The 20,619-nt window shown below is 61.0% G+C and carries 16 protein-coding genes; 8 read left to right on the top strand and 8 right to left on the bottom strand.

The window, feature by feature from the left end; translation table 11 throughout:
• Window positions 1-34 precede the first annotated feature (34 nt).
• The 3 genes from OU694_RS14280 to OU694_RS14270 all read right to left on the bottom strand — a co-directional run bounded on the left by OU694_RS14280 (window position 35) and on the right by OU694_RS14270 (window position 4,396).
• Window positions 35-3,133 carry an efflux RND transporter permease subunit gene (locus OU694_RS14280; protein ID WP_308911687.1) on the bottom strand — a complete coding sequence of 1,033 codons (3,099 nt, stop codon included), beginning with the start codon at window positions 3,131-3,133 and terminating at the stop codon, window positions 35-37.
• Window positions 3,134-3,285: 152 nt separating this feature from the next.
• Window positions 3,286-3,774, bottom strand: coding sequence for a DUF6491 family protein (locus tag OU694_RS14275; protein WP_308911686.1), 489 nt, complete (start codon window positions 3,772-3,774; stop codon window positions 3,286-3,288).
• An 85-nt stretch (window positions 3,775-3,859) separates the two neighbouring features.
• Entirely contained in the window at window positions 3,860-4,396 is a 537-nt protein-coding gene (locus OU694_RS14270; RefSeq protein ID WP_308911685.1) for a hypothetical protein, read from the bottom strand.
• 143 nt (window positions 4,397-4,539) lie between these two features.
• On the opposite strand from OU694_RS14270, the gene OU694_RS14265 reads away from it, so the two are divergent.
• Window positions 4,540-5,130, top strand: a complete 591-nt coding sequence (locus tag OU694_RS14265) for a PAS domain-containing protein (RefSeq protein WP_308911684.1) — start codon at window positions 4,540-4,542, stop codon at window positions 5,128-5,130.
• A 57-nt stretch (window positions 5,131-5,187) separates the two neighbouring features.
• Here the strand turns inward: OU694_RS14265 and OU694_RS14260 are convergent, their stop codons facing one another.
• From OU694_RS14260 to OU694_RS14250, 3 genes are read right to left on the bottom strand one after another with little or no spacing between them, the layout of a single operon-like run.
• Entirely contained in the window at window positions 5,188-6,603 is a 1,416-nt protein-coding gene (locus OU694_RS14260) for an NAD(P)(+) transhydrogenase (Re/Si-specific) subunit beta (protein WP_308911683.1), read from the bottom strand.
• Between the two features lie 13 nt (window positions 6,604-6,616).
• Window positions 6,617-6,916: an NAD(P) transhydrogenase subunit alpha part 2 gene (locus tag OU694_RS14255; RefSeq protein ID WP_308911682.1), complete on the bottom strand. Its 300-nt coding sequence runs from the start codon at window positions 6,914-6,916 to the stop codon at window positions 6,617-6,619.
• Window positions 6,917-6,927: 11 nt separating this feature from the next.
• Window positions 6,928-8,058 carry a Re/Si-specific NAD(P)(+) transhydrogenase subunit alpha gene (locus OU694_RS14250; protein WP_308911681.1) on the bottom strand — a complete coding sequence of 377 codons (1,131 nt, stop codon included), beginning with the start codon at window positions 8,056-8,058 and terminating at the stop codon, window positions 6,928-6,930.
• 247 nt (window positions 8,059-8,305) lie between these two features.
• Here OU694_RS14250 and OU694_RS14245 point away from each other — a divergent pair, with 247 nt between their 5' ends.
• From OU694_RS14245 to OU694_RS14220, 6 genes are all read left to right on the top strand, one after another.
• The gene (locus OU694_RS14245) at window positions 8,306-9,760 is read left to right on the top strand and encodes a sigma-54-dependent transcriptional regulator (protein WP_308911680.1); all 1,455 of its coding nucleotides are present in this window, start codon (window positions 8,306-8,308) and stop codon (window positions 9,758-9,760) included.
• Window positions 9,761-9,937: 177 nt separating this feature from the next.
• Window positions 9,938-13,042 carry an autotransporter outer membrane beta-barrel domain-containing protein gene (locus tag OU694_RS14240; RefSeq protein ID WP_308911679.1) on the top strand — a complete coding sequence of 1,035 codons (3,105 nt, stop codon included), beginning with the start codon at window positions 9,938-9,940 and terminating at the stop codon, window positions 13,040-13,042.
• Window positions 13,043-13,164: 122 nt separating this feature from the next.
• Window positions 13,165-14,094 carry a DMT family transporter gene (locus OU694_RS14235; RefSeq protein WP_308911678.1) on the top strand — a complete coding sequence of 310 codons (930 nt, stop codon included), beginning with the start codon at window positions 13,165-13,167 and terminating at the stop codon, window positions 14,092-14,094.
• Window positions 14,095-14,145: 51 nt separating this feature from the next.
• Window positions 14,146-15,018: a glutamate racemase gene (locus OU694_RS14230; RefSeq protein ID WP_308911677.1), complete on the top strand. Its 873-nt coding sequence runs from the start codon at window positions 14,146-14,148 to the stop codon at window positions 15,016-15,018.
• Window positions 15,019-15,190: 172 nt separating this feature from the next.
• Window positions 15,191-17,314 (top strand): TonB-dependent receptor, encoded by a 2,124-nt coding sequence (locus OU694_RS14225; RefSeq protein WP_308911676.1) that lies wholly within the window; start codon window positions 15,191-15,193, stop codon window positions 17,312-17,314.
• 23 nt (window positions 17,315-17,337) lie between these two features.
• The gene (locus OU694_RS14220) at window positions 17,338-18,363 is read left to right on the top strand and encodes a PepSY-associated TM helix domain-containing protein (RefSeq protein WP_308911675.1); all 1,026 of its coding nucleotides are present in this window, start codon (window positions 17,338-17,340) and stop codon (window positions 18,361-18,363) included.
• Here the strand turns inward: OU694_RS14220 and OU694_RS14215 are convergent, their stop codons facing one another.
• Together OU694_RS14215 and OU694_RS14210 are read right to left on the bottom strand one after the other, a co-directional pair.
• A complete protein-coding gene (locus tag OU694_RS14215; RefSeq protein WP_308911674.1) occupies window positions 18,364-18,996 on the bottom strand; it encodes a hypothetical protein in 633 nt (210 codons plus the stop codon). It lies immediately after the preceding gene.
• A 274-nt stretch (window positions 18,997-19,270) separates the two neighbouring features.
• Window positions 19,271-19,858 (bottom strand): TetR/AcrR family transcriptional regulator, encoded by a 588-nt coding sequence (locus OU694_RS14210; RefSeq protein ID WP_308911673.1) that lies wholly within the window; start codon window positions 19,856-19,858, stop codon window positions 19,271-19,273.
• Between the two features lie 145 nt (window positions 19,859-20,003).
• Here OU694_RS14210 and OU694_RS14205 point away from each other — a divergent pair, with 145 nt between their 5' ends.
• Entirely contained in the window at window positions 20,004-20,552 is a 549-nt protein-coding gene (locus tag OU694_RS14205; protein WP_308911672.1) for a carboxymuconolactone decarboxylase family protein, read from the top strand.
• Window positions 20,553-20,619 lie beyond the last annotated feature (67 nt).

Here is a 20,619-nt window from a genome sequence, read left to right as displayed (position 1 = left end):
TCTGTGTCTGTTCTTTTTAAGGTGGGGGTGCCGATCACTCGGCAGCCCCGTAAGCTTCGCTGCGGCGGAACAGCCGCTTCAGGCTGCCAAGGCCTTCGAGCTTCAGGAGGCACGGCAGCAGCACCAGCGTGAAGATGGTCGAAACCGCCATGCCGCCAACGATGGTGGTCGCCATGCCGCGATAGATTGCACTGCCGGCGCCGGGGAACAGCACGAGCGGCAGCATGCCCATGATGGTCGTCGATGTGCTCATGAAGATCGGCCGCAGACGCAGGGCAACCGCCTGCTCCACCGCCTCGGCGCGCGAAAGCCCTTCGGCCTCGCCGCGGCGGGTACGATCCACCAGAAGGATCGCGTTGTTCACCACCAGCCCCAGAAGGATGATGAAGCCGATCATGGTGAGAAGATCGAGCGGCGTGAAGGTGACGAGGTTCATCAGCTGCAGGGCCGCCACGCCGCCGACAGTGGCGAGCGGAATGGTGATCACCACCATCACCGCATCCTTCGGCGAACGGAACAAGCCGGCAAGGATCATGAACAGGAGGCCAAGCGCCAGCACAAAATTCATGCTGAGAGAGGTCACCGCACGCTCCAGCGCATCGGCGCTGCCGCCATAGGTGATGGTCGCATCCGCCGGCATATAGGGCCGGAGCGCCGGTTCCACCTTCGTCTTCAGGATTTCGACCATGTCTTCAAGGGCCATGCCGTCCGGCTGGCTGATATTGAAGCTGACGCTGCGGCGACCTTCGATCCGCTGGATGAAGGTGGGGCCAACGCCCCGCTCGATATTCACCAGTTCGCCAAGGGGCACGGTGCCGCCAAGCGGGGTGACGAGCGGGATGCTCATCAGGTCTTCGGGGCTCAGCTCGTGATCGGCCTTGAGGATCATGTCGACGCGCTTGTCGCCGTCGAAATGCTCGCCAAGCCACAGGCCGTCACCCAGTGCACGCACGATGGCCGCAAGGTCATCCCGGCGCATGCCCACTTCGGCCAGGCGGCGGTCGTTGGGCGATACTTTCAGCTCCGGCGTCACCACGTTCGGATCGGGGTTCGGCTGGGTCTGGGCGCCGGGCAGATGTTCATTGATCAGCGCCATCGCCTGTGTGGTGGCTTCCCGCAGGCCATCAAGATTGCGGGACTGAATCGCCAGCTCCACCGCGCCGTCGCCGCCGAAGCCGCCAAACAGGTTACCCTGCTGGGCGAAGGCGAAGATATCCGGGAAGCCTGCAAGGATTTCGTTCTGCACGATTTCCTGCAGTTCTTTCACCTTGTTCTGGTCCTTGGCGCGCACACCAAGGGTACCGCCCTGCCCGTTCGGGAAGGTGATGATATAATAGTTCCTGAGTGCCGGTTCCTTCTCGCCCTTCATATAGGGGTCGAGCCGCTCGACAATCACATCCACCACTTCCTTCTCGATCATTTCCTGATTGGCCCCTGACGGGAACAGGATGAAGGCATCAACCGCATCGCGCTTGATCGGCGGCAGATAGTTGAGGTTCGGCAGCATCACCCACGAAAGGCCAAGCGACCCACCGATGAGACCGACGATCACCACACCCCGACGCAGCGGCGTGGATGAAAGCTTCATCAGCCGGTGCGAGAAACGCGCCGCCCGCGCCGAGCGTTCGTCCGCCGGCGGCATTTTTTTCAGCCAGCGTTCGGCCGCAACCGGCAGCACGGTCACGGCAACGATCAGCGACAGGCCGACGCCGATGGCGATGGTGATGGCGAGGTCAGCGAAAAGCTGGCCTTCCACATCCTTCAGGAACAGGATCGGCACGAAGATCGCAACAGTGGTGGCGGTGGAAGCCAGAAGCGCCCCCCAAACCTGCTGCGCGCCCAGAAGCGAAGCCGCAGTCGGCTTTTCGCCCTTCTCGCGCAGTCGCACGATATTTTCGAGCACCACAATCGCTGCGTCCACCACCATGCCCGAGGCGAAGGCAAGCCCCGCAAGCGAAATCACATTCACCGACCGGCCAAAGAGGCCAAGCACGATCATGGTAGCAAGGAGGCAGATCGGGATCGTCATGGCGATCACAAGGGTTGCCCGCATCTGGCGCAGGAACAGCCACAGGATGCCGATAGCAAGAATGGAGCCGATGAAAAGGTTACCGCTGAGGAGGCTGATCGCGCGGTTGATGAAAACGGATGGGTCGAAGGACTTGGCAATCGTGATGCCCTTTTCCTTCAGGGGCCCTGCATTCATCTGATCGAGCTTTTCGGTGAGCTTGTCGATGGTCGCCAGCACGTTGGCACCGGATTCGCGGACGATCCGCATGCCGATGGCCGGGCGGCCATTCTGGTAAACCACCTGATTGGTCGGTGCCGGGCCGGTTTTCACCGTGGCGATGTCGCCAAGCCGCACCGGGCTGCCATCGCGCCAGTCGAGGATCAGCGCACGCAGTTCCTCGGGCTCGTAGCGGCCCTGGAAATTGATCATGTAACGCCGGCGGCCCACATCCATGAAGCCGCCCGAACTGTCGACCGTGCGACCAACGCGCGCAGCGATGTTACGGATGTCGATGCCAAGGGCGGCGGCGCGCTCGGGATCGAACTCGATCTGCAGCTGCTCGCCAAAGCCTGCGCCTGCTTCCACCGAAACGTTCGCAACGCCTTCGATGGCCACAAGCTCCGGCACCACATAATCATCGATGAAGCGGGTATATTCATCCGGCTTCAGGGTGCTTTCGTCGCTGAACTGGGTGAAAAGATAGATAAGCGTCTCGCCTGACGGGTCGCCGCCGTTCATCAGCACCTGCGGGCGGTCGGCGTCGGCCGGCAGCGGGGGCAAGCGGTTGATGCGGCTGATCACCTCAATGAGCGCGCGGTCCATGTCGGCTTCAAGCGTGAAGGTCAGCGACACAAAGCCGAACGTATTGTTGGAGAAGGTCCGCATTTCATCGAGCCCGGGCATGCCCTGCATGACATCCTCGATCGGCTCGATGATTTCGGATTCGATTTCAGCCGGGCTCGCGCCGCGCCAGAAAACCTGAACGCCCAGCTGCGGCCGTTCGATGTTCGGAAATAGCTGCACAGGCAGCCGCGTCAGCATCAGGACGCCGAGCGCTGCCACCATCGCGGTAATAACGGCCAGAATGGCCGGATTCTTGAGACTCTTCTCCGTCAGATTCATCACGTTTCCCCTCGCTGCCCATGTCTCGGGCTTATGCGGAGGGGTATGCGCGCAATAGGGAAGAGATTACAGCCGATTGCGATAAAATGCTCGGCAGGTGCGACAGGCCGCCCCGTCGCGGGGCGGCCTGTTTAAAGGCTTATATCTGCGGTTTATTTGCCGTCTGTATCGGCATCGGTGTCGGCATCGGAATCGACCGTGCCGTCCTCGGCCGGGGTTTCGCGGCGCTTCATCACCTGAAAATCGGCGAGGCCGCAGCTTGCCCAATCACGACCGAAACTGTCGATCACCGTGATGATATCGTGGGAACACAGGGACCCGAGCGAGGTCTTGTAGGCGAAGCGTTCCTCGAAGGCGAGGCGCGGGCAGCGGTTGGCCATCTCGACAAGATAGCCACGGGCATTATTGGTCCGGAAGAAAATCGTCTTTTCATCCAGGATCGAAGATGACCGAAGCTCGCGCAGCGGCACGCAGCGCTTCACCTCTCCCGTCCGCTCATATTTTTCCATCACGGCAGCCTTGCGCTTTTCGAGCCGGGTCGGCTTGTTGTCATCGTCAGCACCCATCACGGGTGCGGCAAGGGCAAGAGCGAGGGCCGACAGGGTGAACAGTCCAGTCACATTGCGGAACATTCGTTTCATCAGAAACAATCCTCTATAACGAAGCTTGCACACAGACTATCGGGCCGCTCCTGAACGATGGCTGAACATAATTGCAACATAAAGGTTAACAGACTTCCGAGGTTAGCATGCGATCCGCCGCCGCATCACGGCATTCCCGAAGCGCATTTTCAAGAAGCGCAAGAGCCCGCCGCTCGGCCTCGCCGATCATGCGCGGTGCTCCTTCAAACGCAAGTCCGTGCACCTGCGCCAGCTGCACGAGATAGGCGATATAGGCATCGCTGCGGGCCTCGATAATCCAGCGCGCCGACCGGCAGGACACGCCTTCCTTACGGCAGGCCGCGATGAAACGATTGTAAAGCTCGGGCAAGAGGCTCGCCCCCACATGGCGCAGGCCGACACAGAAAGCTTCGAAGGGCGGCATCGCGTCGTTGGCTGCCGAAAGGCGCGGTTCATCCTGCTGGCAGGAGGCGATCCGTTCCAGTTCACCGACCATTTCAACAAGCACGGCATCCATTTCCGACGCCAGCCGTCCGGCCGAGTCGGCCTCGATGCCACTCTCGACAGCCACGGAATCGCCGGAAGCAGCCTGTTTTTCCAGCCGCCGGGCCACCAGATCGATGATATTGTCGGTTTCTTTCATCTGCGTCCTGTCCATGGTGAATCGCAGCATGCCCGGAACCGGCGCCGCTGAAAAGACCCCAAGCACGTTATAGTGCCTCGCAATCGCTTGACCCGTCCGATTGGCACTGTCACATTTTCTTCGTACGAATTGGGGAATTCGCTGTGGAAATCGTCAGACGCGCGCCTGAGGATATCTTTGACCATTTTCTTTCCGCCTGGCATGCATGGCCCAAGGCGCCCGAAAGTGGTGTGCCTTACCGCGCTGCGCTCAATCCGATGCGACACAAGGATTACATCCCTTTCGTCAACCTGTGTGACTATGAAGGCGACGGCTGTGTTCGCCTGCGCCTCGTTGGCACCGCCAATGTTGAATTCCTCGGCAACGACCCGACCGGTACGTCAACTGCGGATCAGATCGTGGTCGAAGACCCGCAGGTCAAGCTGCACCGCAAAGTGGTTTCAAACATTTTCGAACATTCCTGCGGCGTGCATGTGGTGCGGCGTGTGCCCAACCAGTTTTCCCGCGAGTGGATCTATGAAACCCTCTCGCTGCCTCTCGCCAATAGGGAAGGGGCCAGCAACATAGCGATGATCGCCGCACAGATCCGCACGACAGATGGCAAGCCCCATGAATATCTGCCGGGATCGTTCCGGCTCGATGAATCACGCATCTGCAGCGTGGACTATATCGATCTCGGCACCGGCGCACCGCCACCGGAAATCGTGCCGGCGCGGTCCGAGGACGCTGCATAAGGAAAAGGCCCGGCGGATCGCACCACCGGGCCTCCCTGTTTCTGGCGTGTAAGCCGGTCAGAGCGACTTGACGATTTCCTCGACCATCTTCTTGGCATCCGCAAACAGCATCATCGTGTTGTCGCGGAAGAAAAGCTCGTTCTCGACCCCGGCATAGCCCGAGCCCATCGAACGCTTGATGAAGAGAACCGTCTTGGCCTTTTCAACATCCAGCACCGGCATGCCGAAGATCGGGCTTGCCGGATCGGTCTTCGCTGCCGGGTTCGTCACATCGTTCGCGCCGATCACGAAGGCAACGTCGGCCTGTGCGAACTCGCTGTTGATGTCTTCAAGCTCGAAGACCTCGTCATACGGCACGTTTGCCTCGGCCAGCAGCACGTTCATGTGCCCAGGCATCCGCCCGGCCACCGGGTGAATGGCATATTTGACCTCGACGCCTTCCTTTTTCAGCTCTTCAGCCATTTCCTTCAGGGCGTGCTGGGCCTGTGCCACCGCCATGCCGTAACCCGGCACGATGATGACCTTGGCCGCATTCTTCATGATGAAGGCCGCGTCCTCGGCCGAACCCTGCTTCACAGGCCGGTCTTCAACAGCCCCGCCAGCCGCAGCAGCCGTATCGCCACCGAAGCCGCCAAGGATGACCGAGATGAAGCTGCGGTTCATGCCCTTGCACATGATGTAGGAAAGGATCGCCCCCGACGAGCCGACAAGCGCACCGGTCACAATGAGCGCGGTGTTGGCAAGCGTGAAGCCGATGCCCGCCGCCGCCCAGCCGGAATAGCTGTTCAGCATCGAGACAACGACAGGCATGTCCGCCCCGCCGATCGGGATGATCAGGAGGAAGCCGATCAAGAACGACAGGCCGATGATCCACCACATCAGGTCACCGCCGCCCGAGGCTGCGCCGTCCGACAGCGTGAAGGCCACGATCAGCCCCACGATGCCAAGCCCGAGGGCAAGGTTGATCAGGTGCCGCATCGGCAACATGATCGGCTTGCCGGACATATTGCCGTTGAGTTTGGCGAAAGCGATGAGCGAGCCCGAGAAGGTGATCGCCCCGATGGCGGCGCCAAGGCTCATCTCCACCCGGCTCGCGGCAAAGATCGCCCCGGTGGCATCGACGATCCCGAAGGACGACGGATGCATGAAGGCGGCAGCTGCCACGAGGACAGCGGCAAGACCGACGAGCGAGTGGAACGCGGCCACAAGTTGCGGCATCGCGGTCATGGCGATCTTGCGTGCGATCACGAAACCGATGGCGCCGCCGATGACAATCGCCCCGATGATCCATTCGTAGGAAACGATCTCCGGGTTGAGGATGGTGGTGATGACGGCGATGGCCATACCGACCATGCCATAGATGTTGCCCTTGCGGCTGGTTTCAGGGCTTGAAAGCCCCCGCAGCGACAGGATGAAAAGGACCGCGGCCACGAGATAGGCAACGGCGGTCATGTCCGCATGGAACTGGGTCATGATTCAGCGCTCCCTACTTCTTTTTCTTTTTGTACATGGCGAGCATGCGGGCGGTGACGGCAAAGCCGCCGAATATATTGACCGCTGCAAGCGCGATGGCGATGGAGCCAAGGATTTTGGCGGCCGAAAGGCCTTCGGGCCCGGCGGCGATCAGGGCACCCACGATGATCACGCTCGAGATGGCGTTGGTGACGCTCATCAGCGGCGTGTGCAGCGCCGGCGTTACCGACCACACCACATAATAGCCGATGAAGATGGCCAGCAGGAAAACGCTGAACTGCTGGATGAACGGATTGACGATGATGTCATGCATATCAGCCTCCCTTAACTGGCGGGCGCGAGGCGCGGGTTGACGACGGCGCCGTCTTTGGTGACGAGGCTTTCCTTGATGATCTGGTCTTCCCAGTCAAAGGCAAGCACCCCGTCCTTCACATGCGGCGTGATGAAATTGAGGAGGTTCTTGGCGAACAGGAGCGACGCATCGGCCGCGAGGCGCGACGGCACGTTCCGGTAGCCGACGATCAAGACACCGCCCACTTCCACTATCTCGCCGGGCTTCGAAAGCTCGCAGTTGCCGCCAGCCTCAACCGCCAGATCGACAATCACGCTGCCGGGACGCATCGATTTCACCATTTCGGCGGTGATGAGGCGCGGCGCCGGACGGCCGGGGATCAGCGCCGTGGTGATGGCGATATCCTGCTTGGCGAGCGTTTCGGCAATCAGCGCCGCCTGCTTTGCTTTGTAAGCGTCACTCATTTCCTTGGCGTACCCGCCCGACGTTTCGGCAGCTTTGGCTTCCTCGTCATCCACCATCACAAACTTGCCGCCAAGGCTTTCAACCTGTTCCTTGGCGGCGAGCCGCACGTCGGTGGCGGAGACGATGGCGCCAAGGCGCTTGGCGGTGGCGATGGCCTGCAGGCCGGCCACCCCTGCCCCCATGACCATGACCTTGGCGGGCGGGATCGTGCCAGCAGCCGTCATCATCATGGGGAAGGCACGGCCATAGTGCGCGGCGGCATCAAGGACGGCTTTGTAACCGGCGAGGTTCGATTGCGAGGACAGCACATCCATCGACTGGGCGCGGGTGATTCGCGGAACGAACTCCATTGCGAAGGCTGCGAGCCCCGCTTCGGCGTAAGCCTGAACCCGCTCGGGCTCGGCAAAAGGGTTAACGAGCGACAATTGCGCGGCGCCCTTTTTGGCGAGCTTCGCGTCCTTGCCCTCGATCCCCTGGACCGAAAGAATGATGTCGGCGTCGCCGATGGTGGCCTTCAGGTCCTTGGCGATCGTGGCCCCGGCCGCCTCAAGGGCGCTGTCCAGCAGCGAAGCCGCTTCACCGGCGCCGGCCTCGATCACGACGTCGAAACCTAAGCCCTTGTATTTCTTTATAGTATCTGGAGACGCAGCGACCCTTTTCTCGGCATCGCGGCGCTCACGGATGACAGCAATCTTCATCCTGTTCCTCCTGACTGATGTCTGCAGGTCCGCGGCTTCTGATGGCCGCTGGATCAATGCCCCCGAACAGACCCGGCCCTTCCTTTGAAGGTGCCATGGAACTGTTACCGATCGGCCTTCAAGACTCAAGGCAAATACAAGGATTTAGGAACAATTTTATGCAATTTAGCAGGCAATTTTACCTTTAGGTTTCCATTAACCGGCGTCCCGAAATGATACACCCGACTCAGGACAGGAGTGTCTCGAAATGGGAATGAAACGTGTACTGCTGGTAGAAGACGAAGCCACCCAACTGCATCTGTTGCAGTCGATGGTTTCGCGCGCCGGATACGAGATCGAAACGGCCACCAACGGGCAAGAGGCGGTTACCCGCCTGATGCGCGCTGATGCACCGAAGATCGATGTCGTACTCCTTGATCTTATGATGCCCGGCATGGACGGGATCGAGGTTCTGCAGAAGATCCGCCCCTCGATGCCCGGCATGCCCGTGGTGATGCTGACTGCACATTCCTCCATCAAGACGGTGGTGGAAGCGATGCGGGCCGGTGCCAACGACTTCATCTCGAAGCCGGCGAGCGCCGAACGCATCCGCACGGCCATCGCTGCGGCCATCGAAACCTCGTCGCTGGTTGGCGAGATTGCCCCGATGACGGCAAAACTGAGCCGCCCCAAGGAAGGCTTCAAGAACCTGATCGGTGCCAGCCGCCCCATGCTGCATGCGGTGCATCTGGCCGAGAAGGCCGCGTCTGCCAGCATCCCGGTGCTGATCGACGGCGAATCCGGTGTGGGCAAGGAAGTCTTCGCCCGCGCCATCCATGAAGCAAGCGACCGCCGGAACGGCCCGTTCGTTGCTGTGAACTGCGGTGCCATCCCCGAGAATCTGGTGGAAAGCATCCTGTTCGGCCACGAGAAGGGGTCCTTCACCGGTGCGATCGAACGCCGCGTGGGCAAGTTCCAGGAAGCCGAGGGCGGCACCCTGTTCCTTGACGAGGTCGGCGAACTGCCCCTCGACATGCAGGTGAAGCTCCTGCGCGTGCTGCAGGAAAAGGAAATCGACCCTGTTGGCGGTCGTCAGCCTGTGAAACTGAATATCCGGGTGATCTCGGCCACCAACCGCAATCTGGCGGACCTCGTGGCGGCCGGCACCTTCCGTGAAGACCTCTACTATCGCCTGAATGTCTTCCCGATCAATCTGCCGTCCCTGCGCGAACGCATGAGCGACGTTCCGGCCCTGGTCGATCATTTCCTCGACCAGATTTCCGAAATGGAGCAGATGCCGCGCAAGAATGTCTCGCCGGCAGCCCTTGAAATGCTCACGGGCTACAACTGGCCGGGCAATATCCGCCAGCTGCAGAATGCCATCTTCCGCGCTGTCATCATGTCGGAAGGCAAGGAGCTGCAGCCGGCTGACTTCGCCCACATGATCACCTCGCCGGCCGAAATGAAGGGGGGCAACAACACCATCCCCTTCCCGACGCGGCCGACCATCGCCCATTCGGGCCCCGGCGCGGGTGTGATGCTCGATATCGCCGGTGATGACGGCCATATCCGCAGCATGGCGGAAATCGAGGCCGAAGTGATCGCCGCCACCATCGACCGCTACAATGGCCGCATGGCCGAGGTGGCGCGGCGGCTGGGCATCGGCCGGTCGACCCTTTATCGCAAGGTCGCCGAATACCACATCGACCTCGCCGCCGAATAGGCACAAAACCCACTCCTGTTTCGAGCGAAAGACCGCGCGGATGGCACACGTCATCCGCGCGTTTTTGTCCGTTAAGCGAACATTCATCTTGACTGGGGCACGAAGGGCGGGTCTCTGTCTTGCCGTATTTACAAGATAACCGACGGTCAACGCCGACCATACTTTGAAGGACTCCCCATGTTCGACTATCGCCGCATGGCCTCCCGGCCCTCGCTGATTGCGATCCTCACTGCCCTTGCCTCCGTTCCCGCCACCGCCACCGACAAGGAAATCACCGACGACCGCACGTCGAAAATCACCTCGACCACGGAAATCGGCACCGCATCGGGCACCCTGACGCTCGGCAGCGAAGGCAGCGTGGACGTCACCAGCGGCACCGCGATCGAAGTGAACGGGCCTCACCGTCTGGTTGTATCCGGCAACATCACATCGGACGGCAAGACCGACGGCCGCGGCATCTGGTTCAACTCCACCGCCGCCCGCCAGAACGCCTCGCTGAGCCTGACCGGTGATCTCGTGATCGGCGACACGACCGATAATTTCGATCTGGACGCGGCCACGAATGTGCGCGGGCTCGAACTCAGCGGCTTGGGATTTGTTGGCGATTTCATGATCAACAGCGGCTCGTCAATGACGGTCAATGGCGCTGACGGCCGTGGTGTGCTGATCGATGCGCCGCTGACCGGCAGCTTCATCAATAACGGCAGTATCAGCATGCAGGGCAATCGCGCCATCGGTATCGATATTGTTGGCGATGTTTCCGGCGACGTGGAGAGCTGGGGTGCGGTTGCAGCGCGCTATGCCGACACCTATGGCATTCGGGCACAGGGCGAGATTGGCGGGGCCTTCACCCTCGGCGGCTCGGTTCAGGTCGGCCGCGCCTCCTACACCGATGCAGATGATGAGGTGCAGCCCGCATCAGGCGCCAAGGCAGGCGTCTATTTCGGCAACAACGTCGATGGCGGTATCGTCTTCCAGGGCATCGGCGCCAATAACGACCTGGACTTCAATGACGACGGCACCGACGACATTACAGGTGATTCTGCGATTATCACGACTGGCGGCACGGCGGCCCTCGTTATCGAAAACACCCGTGCCGACAAAAGCGACCAGGTCATCGGCCTGATCGAGGGCGAAACCGACCTCAGCATTGTCAACCGCGGCAACTTCAGCGTGACTGGCGGCAGTGCAGGCGTCAGCGCCACCGGCATCATCCTCGGTGCTTCCGGTGCCAATGTCGGCAAAACCGTCTTCGAGGGCGACATCTCGTTCGACCTCGGCACGCTCGCCGTCACCGCGCTCAACGGAAAAACGACCGGCATCCACATCAAGGGCGGCGTCGATCTGCCGGGCATCCTCAACAGCGGCCAGATCGCGGCAGCCACCACCCGGACGACGACGACCGCCGACGATGGCACCGTCACCTATGGCGCGGGCGGCGATGCGACGGCGATCCTGATCGAGGCCGGAAACGACGTGTTCCGCATCAACAACTCGGGCCGCATCACCGCAGATGCCGCCGGTGAAGGCAAGGTGGCGACCGCCGTTCTCGACAAATCCGGCACCATCACCAATTTCCAGAATACCGGCACCATCACGGCAATTGCAGCGAACGGCACGGCCAATGCCATCGACTTCCGCGCCAACACCGGCGGAACATGGCTGAAAAACACCGGCACGATCACCGGCAATGTGCTTCTCGGCAGCGGCAACGACAGCGTGATTGTCGACGAAGGCACCATCGACGGCGACCTTTCCTTCGGCTCCGGCCGCGACAAGCTGCAGCTTCTCAACGGCGGTGCCATTTCAGGCTCGATCGACTATGACGGCTCACTGGCCTTCATCGTCGACAGCGGTGACCTTTCCATCGGTTCCACGTCGGTCCTCAATGCCACGACCGCCGATTTCAAAGGCGAAGGCAACATCACCATCGCCGTCGACGCCGCGAACAATACCGCCGGCCGGATCGCGGTTTCCGACATCATCAGTGTCGGCAACAAAGTGACGATCACACCGGAACTGGATTCGTTCGTGCGAGAAGCCCATTCCTTCGACCTGATCACCGCCGGCCGCATCGATTTCGCCGACGCGAATGCCTCGCTTGAACTGGCCGAAACGCCTTATCTTTTCGATGTCGAGCTGGATGCAAGCAACACGTCGGTCACCCTGAACCTTCGCCCGAAAACGGCGGCGGAAATGGGCCTGACGAACCAGCTGGCAGTCATCCATTCACAGCTTCTGGGTGACACCGATTTCGATACATCGCTTGAAAGCTATGTCGCGAACCTGAAAACAGCAGGCGAAGTGAACAATACCTTCCGCGCCCTGATGCCCGACGTTTCGAACGACAGCTACAATATCATGCTGCTTTCGGAACGCCGCACCAGCCGCATGATCAGCGAACGCCTTGAATCTGTCGGCACCACCCGCAACGACGACGGCTCGATCTGGGGTGCCCAGCATTTCGAACGCCTCACCTCGGGTGATGACGGCGCGATGCTGCCCGGCACCGTGACATCCACAGGCCTCACGCTCGGCATCGATCAGTCGGTCACCGATAGCTGGCTCCTGGGCCTCGCCGCCGGGTTCGTGCTGGACCAGACCGACCGCAAGGAAGAGATCGGCAGCGAAATCTCGATGTTCTCGCCGTTCCTCACCGGCTATGCCCTTGCCCGCTACGGCAACGCACACCTCGCCCTTACCACGAGCCTGCGCTACACCGACATCTCCCGCGATCGCACCCTTGTCCTCGATATCGAGGAACGGGCCGTCACTAGCGACACCACGGGCCTCGGCATCAGCGGCTCGGCGGAAATCGGCTATGACCTCGCCCTTGGCAATTTCCATTTCAAGCCGACCGGCCTTGTACGTGCCCTGCATTACAAGGAAAGCGGCTACACGGAAGAGGGTGGCTTCAGCGCCGGCTATGAAGTCGGCAAGCGCAGCATGAGCCGCGTTGAAGGCGAGCTCGGCGCCCGCCTGCAGTATGAAATCGAGTGGCGCCGCGGCAACAGCGGCTCGGTGAAGCTGGTGCCGGAAATCCGCGCGACCTATGCAAAGGCGATCAGTGGCGACGAATATACCGACATTTCGGCGCGGTTCGAGAATGCCGAAGAAGCCTTCATCATCCAGTCCGACAAGCTCTATGACAATCTCAAGAGCTTCGGTGGCGGCGTCGCGCTCTTCGGTAATGGCGCCACAGGCCGGATCGCCTATGACTACCGCGACTATGGCACCCTCACCGGCCATTCGGCCATGCTGACCGTGTCGCTTTCGTTCTGACCCTTCAGGTTCCGCGCGGGCGGCCCCGGCCGCTCGCGCTTCTCGGACTCGTGATTACTGGACACGTGCATCGTGCATGAAGCCGCGGCATATTGACCTCCCGTTCCTGAGGTACCTTCACAATGTCCGCCCATCACCCCGTCATGTCCGCCCGCGAGTGGGCCTTGCTGCTGGCCCTGTCCCTTGTCTGGGGTGGTTCCTTCTTCTTTGTCGAAATTGCCCTGCGCGACTTGCCGCCCTTCACCATCGTGGCCGGCCGCGTGACCTGCGGCGCACTTGCCATCCTCGTGATGCTGCGCCTGATGGGCAAACGCCTGCCCGCAGGGCGCGGCGTCTGGCGCGATTTCCTCGTGATGGGCTTCATGAATAACTTCATGCCTTTTTCACTGCTTGTCTGGGGACAAACCCAGATCGGCAGCGGGCTTGCCTCGATCCTCAATGCCACCACCCCGATCTTTGCCGTGGTTGTCGCCCATCTGTTCACAACAGACGAGAAGATGACCGGTAACCGCCTTATCGGTGTGGTCGTCGGCTTCGCGGGCGTTGTCCTGATGATCGGGCCCGAGGCCCTGCAAGGCCTTGGCGGCAATGTGTGGGGGCAGCTTGCCTGTATCGGCGCGGCCATTTCCTACTCGCTCGCGGGGCTTTATGGCCGACGTTTCAAAAAAGCGGGGATCGACCCGATGGTTGCAGCCGCCGGGCAGATCATGGGATCGGGCATGCTGATCATCCCGACGATGCTGATTGTCGACCAGCCCTGGACCCTGCCGATGCCCCATATGGCCACCTTCGGCGCCATCCTGTTCATCGGCATCTTCTCCACCGCCCTTGCCTACACGGTCTATTTCCGCCTGCTGGCGAGTGCCGGGGCAACCAACGTGATGCTTGTGACCTTCCTTGTGCCCGTCAGCGCCATCCTCCTTGGCACTGCCATCCTCGGGGAAAAGCTTGCAGGGGATGCCGTTCTCGGCCTCGCCTGCCTCGGGATCGGGCTTGCCGCAATCGACGGGCGGATCTTCTCATATTTCCGCCGCAAAGGCTGGTCAGGATAGGCCCCGGGCGCTAGAATGCCCGGCAATTAAAGATTTGGGGGAAATCCCGATATGATCGGCCTGTTCGATTCCGGTTCCGGTGGCGTAACGATCCTTGATACGCTTGTCAAACGCTTCCCGAAAGAGAAGTTCCTTTACTTGGGCGATCACAAGAATGCTCCCTATGGCCACCGATCGAACGCCCAGATTGTGGACCTGACCGAAGCCGCTGTTGCCCGCCTGATGGATGAAGGCTGCAGCCTTGTGATCCTCGCCTGCAACACGGCGGCGGCTGTGGCCCTGCGCACCCTGCAGAAAAGCTGGCTGCCGCACCATTATCCCGACCGCCGCATCCTTGGCGTGCTGGTGCCGATGGTGGAAGCCGTGACCGGCGTGCCATGGTCGGTGGAGGAAGCCCCGGCCCACCAGCATCCGGCCCGCAAGGTCGCCCTTTTCGCCACCAAGAAAACGGTGGAAAGCGGCGCCTATGCCGAAGAGATTCGCAAGCGCGCGCCGCATCTGGCCTTGACGCAGAAGCCCTGCCCCGGCCTTGTCGATGCCATAGAAGGCGGCGCCGGCAAGCGCCCGCTTGACGGCATGATCGCCGGCTATGTCGCCGAAACGCTGGAAGTCACCGGTGGAGCACCCGACGCAGCCATCCTCGGCTGCACCCATTTCCCGCTTGTCAAAGCCGCGTTTGAGGCGGCCCTGCCACCCGAGACCGAGATTTTCTCGCAGCCCGATATCGTCGCTGCCGCCCTTGAGGCCTATCTCGCGAACCACCCCGAATTTCGCCTGAACGATGCCCCGATCCTTGGCGAACGCGTCACGCTGTGGACCACCGGCGACGCCGAAACCGTGAACGGCCTTGCCGACTATCTGCCCGAGGGCCTGCGCCGGTTCGAACATATCCCGCCGCCGCCACGTTCCTTCGCGGTCGCCTGAACGACACACATCCGGACACACTGAAGGGCGCGGCCAATGGTCGCGCCCTTCGCATTTGTGATCCGATTTATATTGTGTCTGATAATCATTCTTATTAAAACGCCCTCAGCCGATTCCCGAGACGGGCCCGCAAAAGAGGCACCGTGAACCATCGGCCCAGAGGAGTTTTCCAATGTCATTCCGTTCCCCCCTCATCCTGTCCCTCATGGCTTCCGCCTGCATCGCGCCGATGGCCGCTGCCGACACGGCCGACGTGGAAGAGCTTTATGTCTCCGCCACCCGCACGCCGAAACCGGTAAGCGCCATTCCGAACATGGTCAGCGTGATCAGCACCGAAGACATTCAGGAGCAGATGACCGTCGTCACCGATATCTCGAGCTTCCTTGGCCAGCTGGTGCCGGGCTTCAGCCCCAGCCGCCAGAAGATGAGCGGTGTGGGTGAAAGCTTCCGGGGCCGCAAGCCCCTGTATCTGATCGACGGCGTCCCGCAATCGACCCCGCTCAGGGATTCGAGCCGCGAGGGCTACACGATCGATCCGGCGGTGATCGAACGCATCGAGGTGATCCACGGGGCCAATGCCATCCAGGGCCTTGGCGCGACCGGCGGCATCATCAATTTCGTGACCAAGAAAGCCGACACGAGCGGCGACCTGCAGATCGGTGGCCGCGCCTCGATCACCGCGGCCGACGGCTTCAAGGACAATGGCTTCGAGGAACAGATCGCCGTCTATGCCGGCCAGAAGATTGGCAAGTTCGATTATCTGGCGTCAGCGAGCTTCGTCAGCCGCGGCCTTTTCTATGACGGCGAGGGCCGCAGCATCGGCGTGGACGCCACGCAAGGCGACCTTTCTGACAGCGACAGCCGCGACTTCTTCGTCAAGCTCGGCTTTGAGCCCGACGAAAACCAGCGCCTGCAGCTGATGATCAACGACTATGAACTCTCCGGCGACGGCGACTATAGCACGCTTGAAGGCGACCGTGCCGAGGGCATCCCGGCAACCGCCGTGAAGGGTGCCCCCGAAGGCGAGCCCGCCACCAACGATGTGACCACCGTTTCGCTCGATTACAGCAACAAGGCCGTTGCGGGCGGCACGCTCAGCCTGCAGCTTTACCTGCAGGATTTCCGCGCGAGCTTCGGCGGCGGCAATTTCGCTTCCTTCCAGGATCCCGCCATCGCCCCCGTCGGTACGCTTTTCGACCAGTCCGAAAACAATTCGGAAAAGAAAGGCGCGCGGCTGACCTGGGACCGCGTGGATGTGATCGTGCCCGGCCTGCATCTGTATGGCGGTGCCGACTATCTTGAGGACACGACCTACCAGCGCCTGCGCGAAACCGACCGCAACTGGGTGCCGGAAACCAAATTTGAAAATATCGCCCCCTTCGTGCAGGGCGAATATGAGCTAGTGGAAGGCCTCACCCTTTCGGGCGGCATGCGCTTCGAGAATGCCAAGCTGAAGGTCGACGACTATCAGACGCTCGCGGCCAACACGCCGGACTTCACTGTCCTCACCGTCGGTGGCGGCTCGCCCTCCTTCAGTGACCTGATCCTGAACGCAGGGCTTGTGAACAAGATCAACGACAACTGGACCATCTATGCCTCCTATTCGGAAGGCTTCACAATGCCGGATGTTGGCCGTGTGCTGCGCGGTATCAATGTGGCCAACAGCTCGGTCGACGATCTCTTTGATCTGGAGCCGGTGAAGGCCGACAATATCGAGATCGGCGCCACCTTCACCTACGGCGTCTTCCACGCTCAGGCGAGCTATTACGAATCCCGTTCGGATGCCGGCGTCCGCTATGTGGCGGACAGCGACGGCTTCCTGCGTGTTACCCGCGAAAAGACCCGCATCCGCGGCCTTGAAGCCATCGTCGAAGCGTCCATCACCGATGAACTTCGCCTCGGCGGCAACCTTGCCGTCCAGCGCGGCCGCGTGGACACGAACGGCGACGGTGATCTTGACGCCGATCTTGATGCCGCGAACATCGGCGCGGACCGCGCCAACCTGTTCGCAAGCTACCGGAGCGGTGATATTTCGGCCCGTGTGCAATGGTCGCATCTCTTCGACCGCGACTTCACGAACGCTGCCGATGCCATCGCCGCCGAGTTCAAGGGCTACGACACCGTCGACCTGTTCGCGAGCTACAAGCTTGATGTCGGCACCGTCAGCCTCGGTATCCAGAACCTGATGGACAAGACCTATATCACCTACTACGGGCAGGCTGGCTCCAACCGCGACGACCGCTATTTCGCCGGTCGCGGGCGGACCTTCACCCTCGCCTTCCAGACCGCCTTCTGAGGCGGTATCGGGGATTGCCGGCGATGCGCCCCCTGATCAGACGGCTTCACGAGGTCATCGGCCTCGTGATCGCCGTTTATATGATCCTGATGGGCGTGACCGGCACCCTCCTTACCTTCCGCGAGGATATCCTCGCCGCCAGCCTGCCGGGGCTTGATACCCCGGCAGCGGCAACCGATCAGGCGACGATCGATCGCATCGTCGCAACATACGCACCCGCGGGCCTGCGCACGATCAAGTTGCCGAAGGACGGCTTCAATGCCTACCGCGTCTATCTGCCGGATCACCGCGAGCTATTGCTAGATAGCAGTACGCTCGAGCCCGTAGCGGACCCGCTGCATCTTGATGGCTTTTTCATCACCCTCTTTGACCTCCATCACCGCCTTACCTTCGGCGAGGCGGGGGAAGAGGTGATCGGTATCCTCGGCCTCACCACGCTGTTCATCGCGGTCAGTGGCATTTATCTCTGGTGGTCGTGGCGACGCGGCTTCAGCCTTGCCCGCATGCGCCCGCGCGGGGAAAGTGCCGCCGCCTACAGGACCGCGCACCTCACCAGCGGTATCGTGATCGCGCCCTTCCTGCTGATGAGCGTGGCGACCGGCAGCGCGATGATCTATTCAACCGCCGTGCGCGACGGCCTGACTGCCTTGTTCGGCGGCGAACGGCCCGTGGCCTCTATGCCTGCCGGGAATACAGGCAGCCTCATCGACGATGTCAGCACCGCCCTGCCCGGCAGTCGGCCTGTTTTCTATATCCTGCCGAGGGGCGGCGCGGTCGAGCCTTCGATGCGTGTCAAGATGCCTGCCGAGTGGCACCCGAACGGTCGATCCACGCTTGCGAGAAACGAAGATGGAACTCTCGCCGTCTATGACGCGACCGGTTCAGGAACAGGTCACCGGATCGCGGACGCCGTCTATCCCCTGCATTCCGGCAAGGTGGGCGGCCTCGCCTATCGCCTGCTCATCGCTGCAACCGGCCTCGCCATCATTTACCTGAGCTATCTGGGGCTTGTGGCCTATATACGGCGCTTCCGGAAACGGCGCACTTAATCAATCACATGCAAGAGGTGGCAGATCTGCCTGCGACGTTGCCGCCAGACGATCGATCATTGCCGCGTCCGCCGTCTTGTCTGCAACCAGATAGATCGCCGACGAATCCTTCAGCCAGATTTCCCGAAATACCTCAAGGCCATATCCAAGCCTTTTGAGGTTGGTCTTTGCAAATCCCGGCGACTGGACAAGATAGCGGACACGCCCCGAGAGCAGCAGCCGCTCAATCTGGCCTTGCGCCCCCTGCGGCACTGCCATCAGTTGCGAGGCCGGCACGCCAAGCTCCAACAGATATTCACATTCGTAGCTTCTGAGATAGCAGGCGATCATGCCCTTCGTCGGCATGCCTTCCTTCACCGCCTCGGGGTCACCCATACGTGCATAAAGCGCCAGCTTCAACGGCTTGGTCAATTGCAGGACCCAGTGATATTGGTCTTCCAGCCTCGGGCGGCGACGTACACCGAACACCAGGCTTCGGGGATCAGCGGCGGCACGCTGCAGCGTCCGCCCGAGCGGTGCTACAATCTTTTCGGGGGATAGACCGGATCTCGCCAGAAAGGCTTCGGTCCGTGCCATCATCGGGGTCACGATCGGATCACTGGCATCGAGCATTTCGCGCGATTGCCCGGACATGTAGAGGCGGATGTCTTCGGCGTGTGCGGCGGCCGGCCATAGGGAGACCAAAATCCCTATACACAATAAAAAGATAGGCGCACATCTCCGCTGCAAGACCATCTCCCGACTACACGAAACAAGATTCCTTCCTACCAGCAAGCAGGTGGCACGTCATCCTTCTATTCGCGCATTCCGCGAAATCGAACGAAATTCTGGGCCGGCCAGCATCTCTGCCAATGCTCTGAACCCGTATTAATTTTACTTGGATTTGCCACAGCAGCTGCAGCTGCATTCAGGCTTCATTGGGTGAATGTGTGGCCTTGAAGTCCCGGTCGAGCAGTGCCCGTGCAGCCTCACGCGCCGCCAGCGCCACGGTCGGGTCACGGCGGAAACGGCCATAGACGATGGCACCTTCGAGGAGCACGACAATCTGCCGGGCAAGTGCTGCAGGGTCGGCCGCCCCGCCCTCGGCGCACAGGCCGGTGATCACAGTCTCGAGATCCTCGAAAAAGCCGTCGCAGGCGGCCTCGATCCCCGGTTCCTTGCCGTCATATTCAAGCCGCGCATTGATGGCGAAACAGCCGGAGAAATCACCGGCGGCAATCGCCTCGCTCTTGATATCGAACATCGCGAGGATGCGGCCCCTCGGGTCATCCGCCCGGCGCTCGATTTCATCCGCGATCGAGGCAAGCGCAGCATGCCGGTAATAGGTCACTGCCGCCTCCACCAGCTCTTCCTTCGTGCGGAAATATTTATAAAGCGTGCGCTTCGAAATACCCGTATCCGCCAGCACGGCATCCACGGGCGTTGCCAGAAAGCCCTTCTGATAGAAGGTGCTGAAGGCACTGCGGACGATCTCGTCCCGTTTGGTTTCCTGCATGTCGAACTCCATTACTGAAATTTTTATAGCAAGGCCTGTTGACAATGTAAACTGATGAGTTTACTTACAGCGATGTAAACCGATCAGTTTACATACAATCGCAAACGAACAACCCGATTCATCGACAGCTTGAAAGGAATTCAAAATGGCTCGTATCACACCCGCAACCAACCCGTCGGAAAAATCCCAGGCACTCCTCGCCGAAGTTAAGAAGAAACTCGGCGGCACGCCCAACCTCTTCACCACCCTTGCCCATTCGCCCGCAGCCCTCGGCTTCTATCTGGCCGGCGGCGGCGCCATTGGTGACGCCAAGCTTTCCGCTTCCTTGCGCGAACAGCTCGCCCTTGCCATCGCTGGCGCCAACGGCTGTGACTATTGCGCCTCGGCCCACACCACCATCGGCAAGATGTTCAAACTGGATGAAGCAGAGCTTGCCCGCAACCTGAACGCCGCTTCGTCGGACGCAAAGGTGAACGCAGCCCTCACCTTCGCCCGCAATGTCACCCTCACCCGTGGCCGCGTGAGCGACGCCGAGCTTGCCGCCGTCCGCAACGCCGGTTACAGCGACGGTGAAATCCTCGAAATCATCGCCGTCGTCGCGATCAATACCTTCACCAACTATGTGAACCATATCGCCGATACCGAAGTGGACTTCCCGCTGGTGACGACCGAGGCCGCCAGCAAAGCCGCTTGACCCAACCGATGCCCCGCCTTTGATGTCTCCTTCAAAGGCAAAAGTGCGCCCGACCCCTTCCCCCGGG

The sequence above is a fragment of the Pseudokordiimonas caeni genome (assembly GCF_026719705.1).
GTDB lineage: Bacteria > Pseudomonadota > Alphaproteobacteria > Sphingomonadales > Kordiimonadaceae > Gimibacter > Gimibacter caeni.
Note: the sequence above shows the minus strand (reverse complement) of the source record. Positions and strands in the feature narration are given on the sequence as shown.

What these genes read in the sequence shown, in the direction of transcription:
- OU694_RS14260 (WP_308911683.1), bottom strand. Translation starts at nt 6,603, where the DNA reads ATGACCCAGTTCCATGCGGACATGACCGCCGTTGCCTATCTCGTGGCC.
- OU694_RS14275 (WP_308911686.1), bottom strand. Translation starts at nt 3,774, where the DNA reads ATGAAACGAATGTTCCGCAATGTGACTGGACTGTTCACCCTGTCGGCC.
- OU694_RS14215 (WP_308911674.1), bottom strand. Translation starts at nt 18,996, where the DNA reads ATGTCCGGGCAATCGCGCGAAATGCTCGATGCCAGTGATCCGATCGTG.
- OU694_RS14270 (WP_308911685.1), bottom strand. Translation starts at nt 4,396, where the DNA reads ATGAAAGAAACCGACAATATCATCGATCTGGTGGCCCGGCGGCTGGAA.
- OU694_RS14280 (WP_308911687.1), bottom strand. Translation starts at nt 3,133, where the DNA reads ATGAATCTGACGGAGAAGAGTCTCAAGAATCCGGCCATTCTGGCCGTT.
- OU694_RS14245 (WP_308911680.1), top strand. Translation starts at nt 8,306, where the DNA reads ATGGGAATGAAACGTGTACTGCTGGTAGAAGACGAAGCCACCCAACTG.
- OU694_RS14230 (WP_308911677.1), top strand. Translation starts at nt 14,146, where the DNA reads ATGATCGGCCTGTTCGATTCCGGTTCCGGTGGCGTAACGATCCTTGAT.
- OU694_RS14235 (WP_308911678.1), top strand. Translation starts at nt 13,165, where the DNA reads ATGTCCGCCCATCACCCCGTCATGTCCGCCCGCGAGTGGGCCTTGCTG.
- OU694_RS14205 (WP_308911672.1), top strand. Translation starts at nt 20,004, where the DNA reads ATGGCTCGTATCACACCCGCAACCAACCCGTCGGAAAAATCCCAGGCA.
- OU694_RS14240 (WP_308911679.1), top strand. Translation starts at nt 9,938, where the DNA reads ATGTTCGACTATCGCCGCATGGCCTCCCGGCCCTCGCTGATTGCGATC.
- OU694_RS14250 (WP_308911681.1), bottom strand. Translation starts at nt 8,058, where the DNA reads ATGAAGATTGCTGTCATCCGTGAGCGCCGCGATGCCGAGAAAAGGGTC.
- OU694_RS14210 (WP_308911673.1), bottom strand. Translation starts at nt 19,858, where the DNA reads ATGCAGGAAACCAAACGGGACGAGATCGTCCGCAGTGCCTTCAGCACC.
- OU694_RS14220 (WP_308911675.1), top strand. Translation starts at nt 17,338, where the DNA reads ATGCGCCCCCTGATCAGACGGCTTCACGAGGTCATCGGCCTCGTGATC.
- OU694_RS14255 (WP_308911682.1), bottom strand. Translation starts at nt 6,916, where the DNA reads ATGCATGACATCATCGTCAATCCGTTCATCCAGCAGTTCAGCGTTTTC.
- OU694_RS14225 (WP_308911676.1), top strand. Translation starts at nt 15,191, where the DNA reads ATGTCATTCCGTTCCCCCCTCATCCTGTCCCTCATGGCTTCCGCCTGC.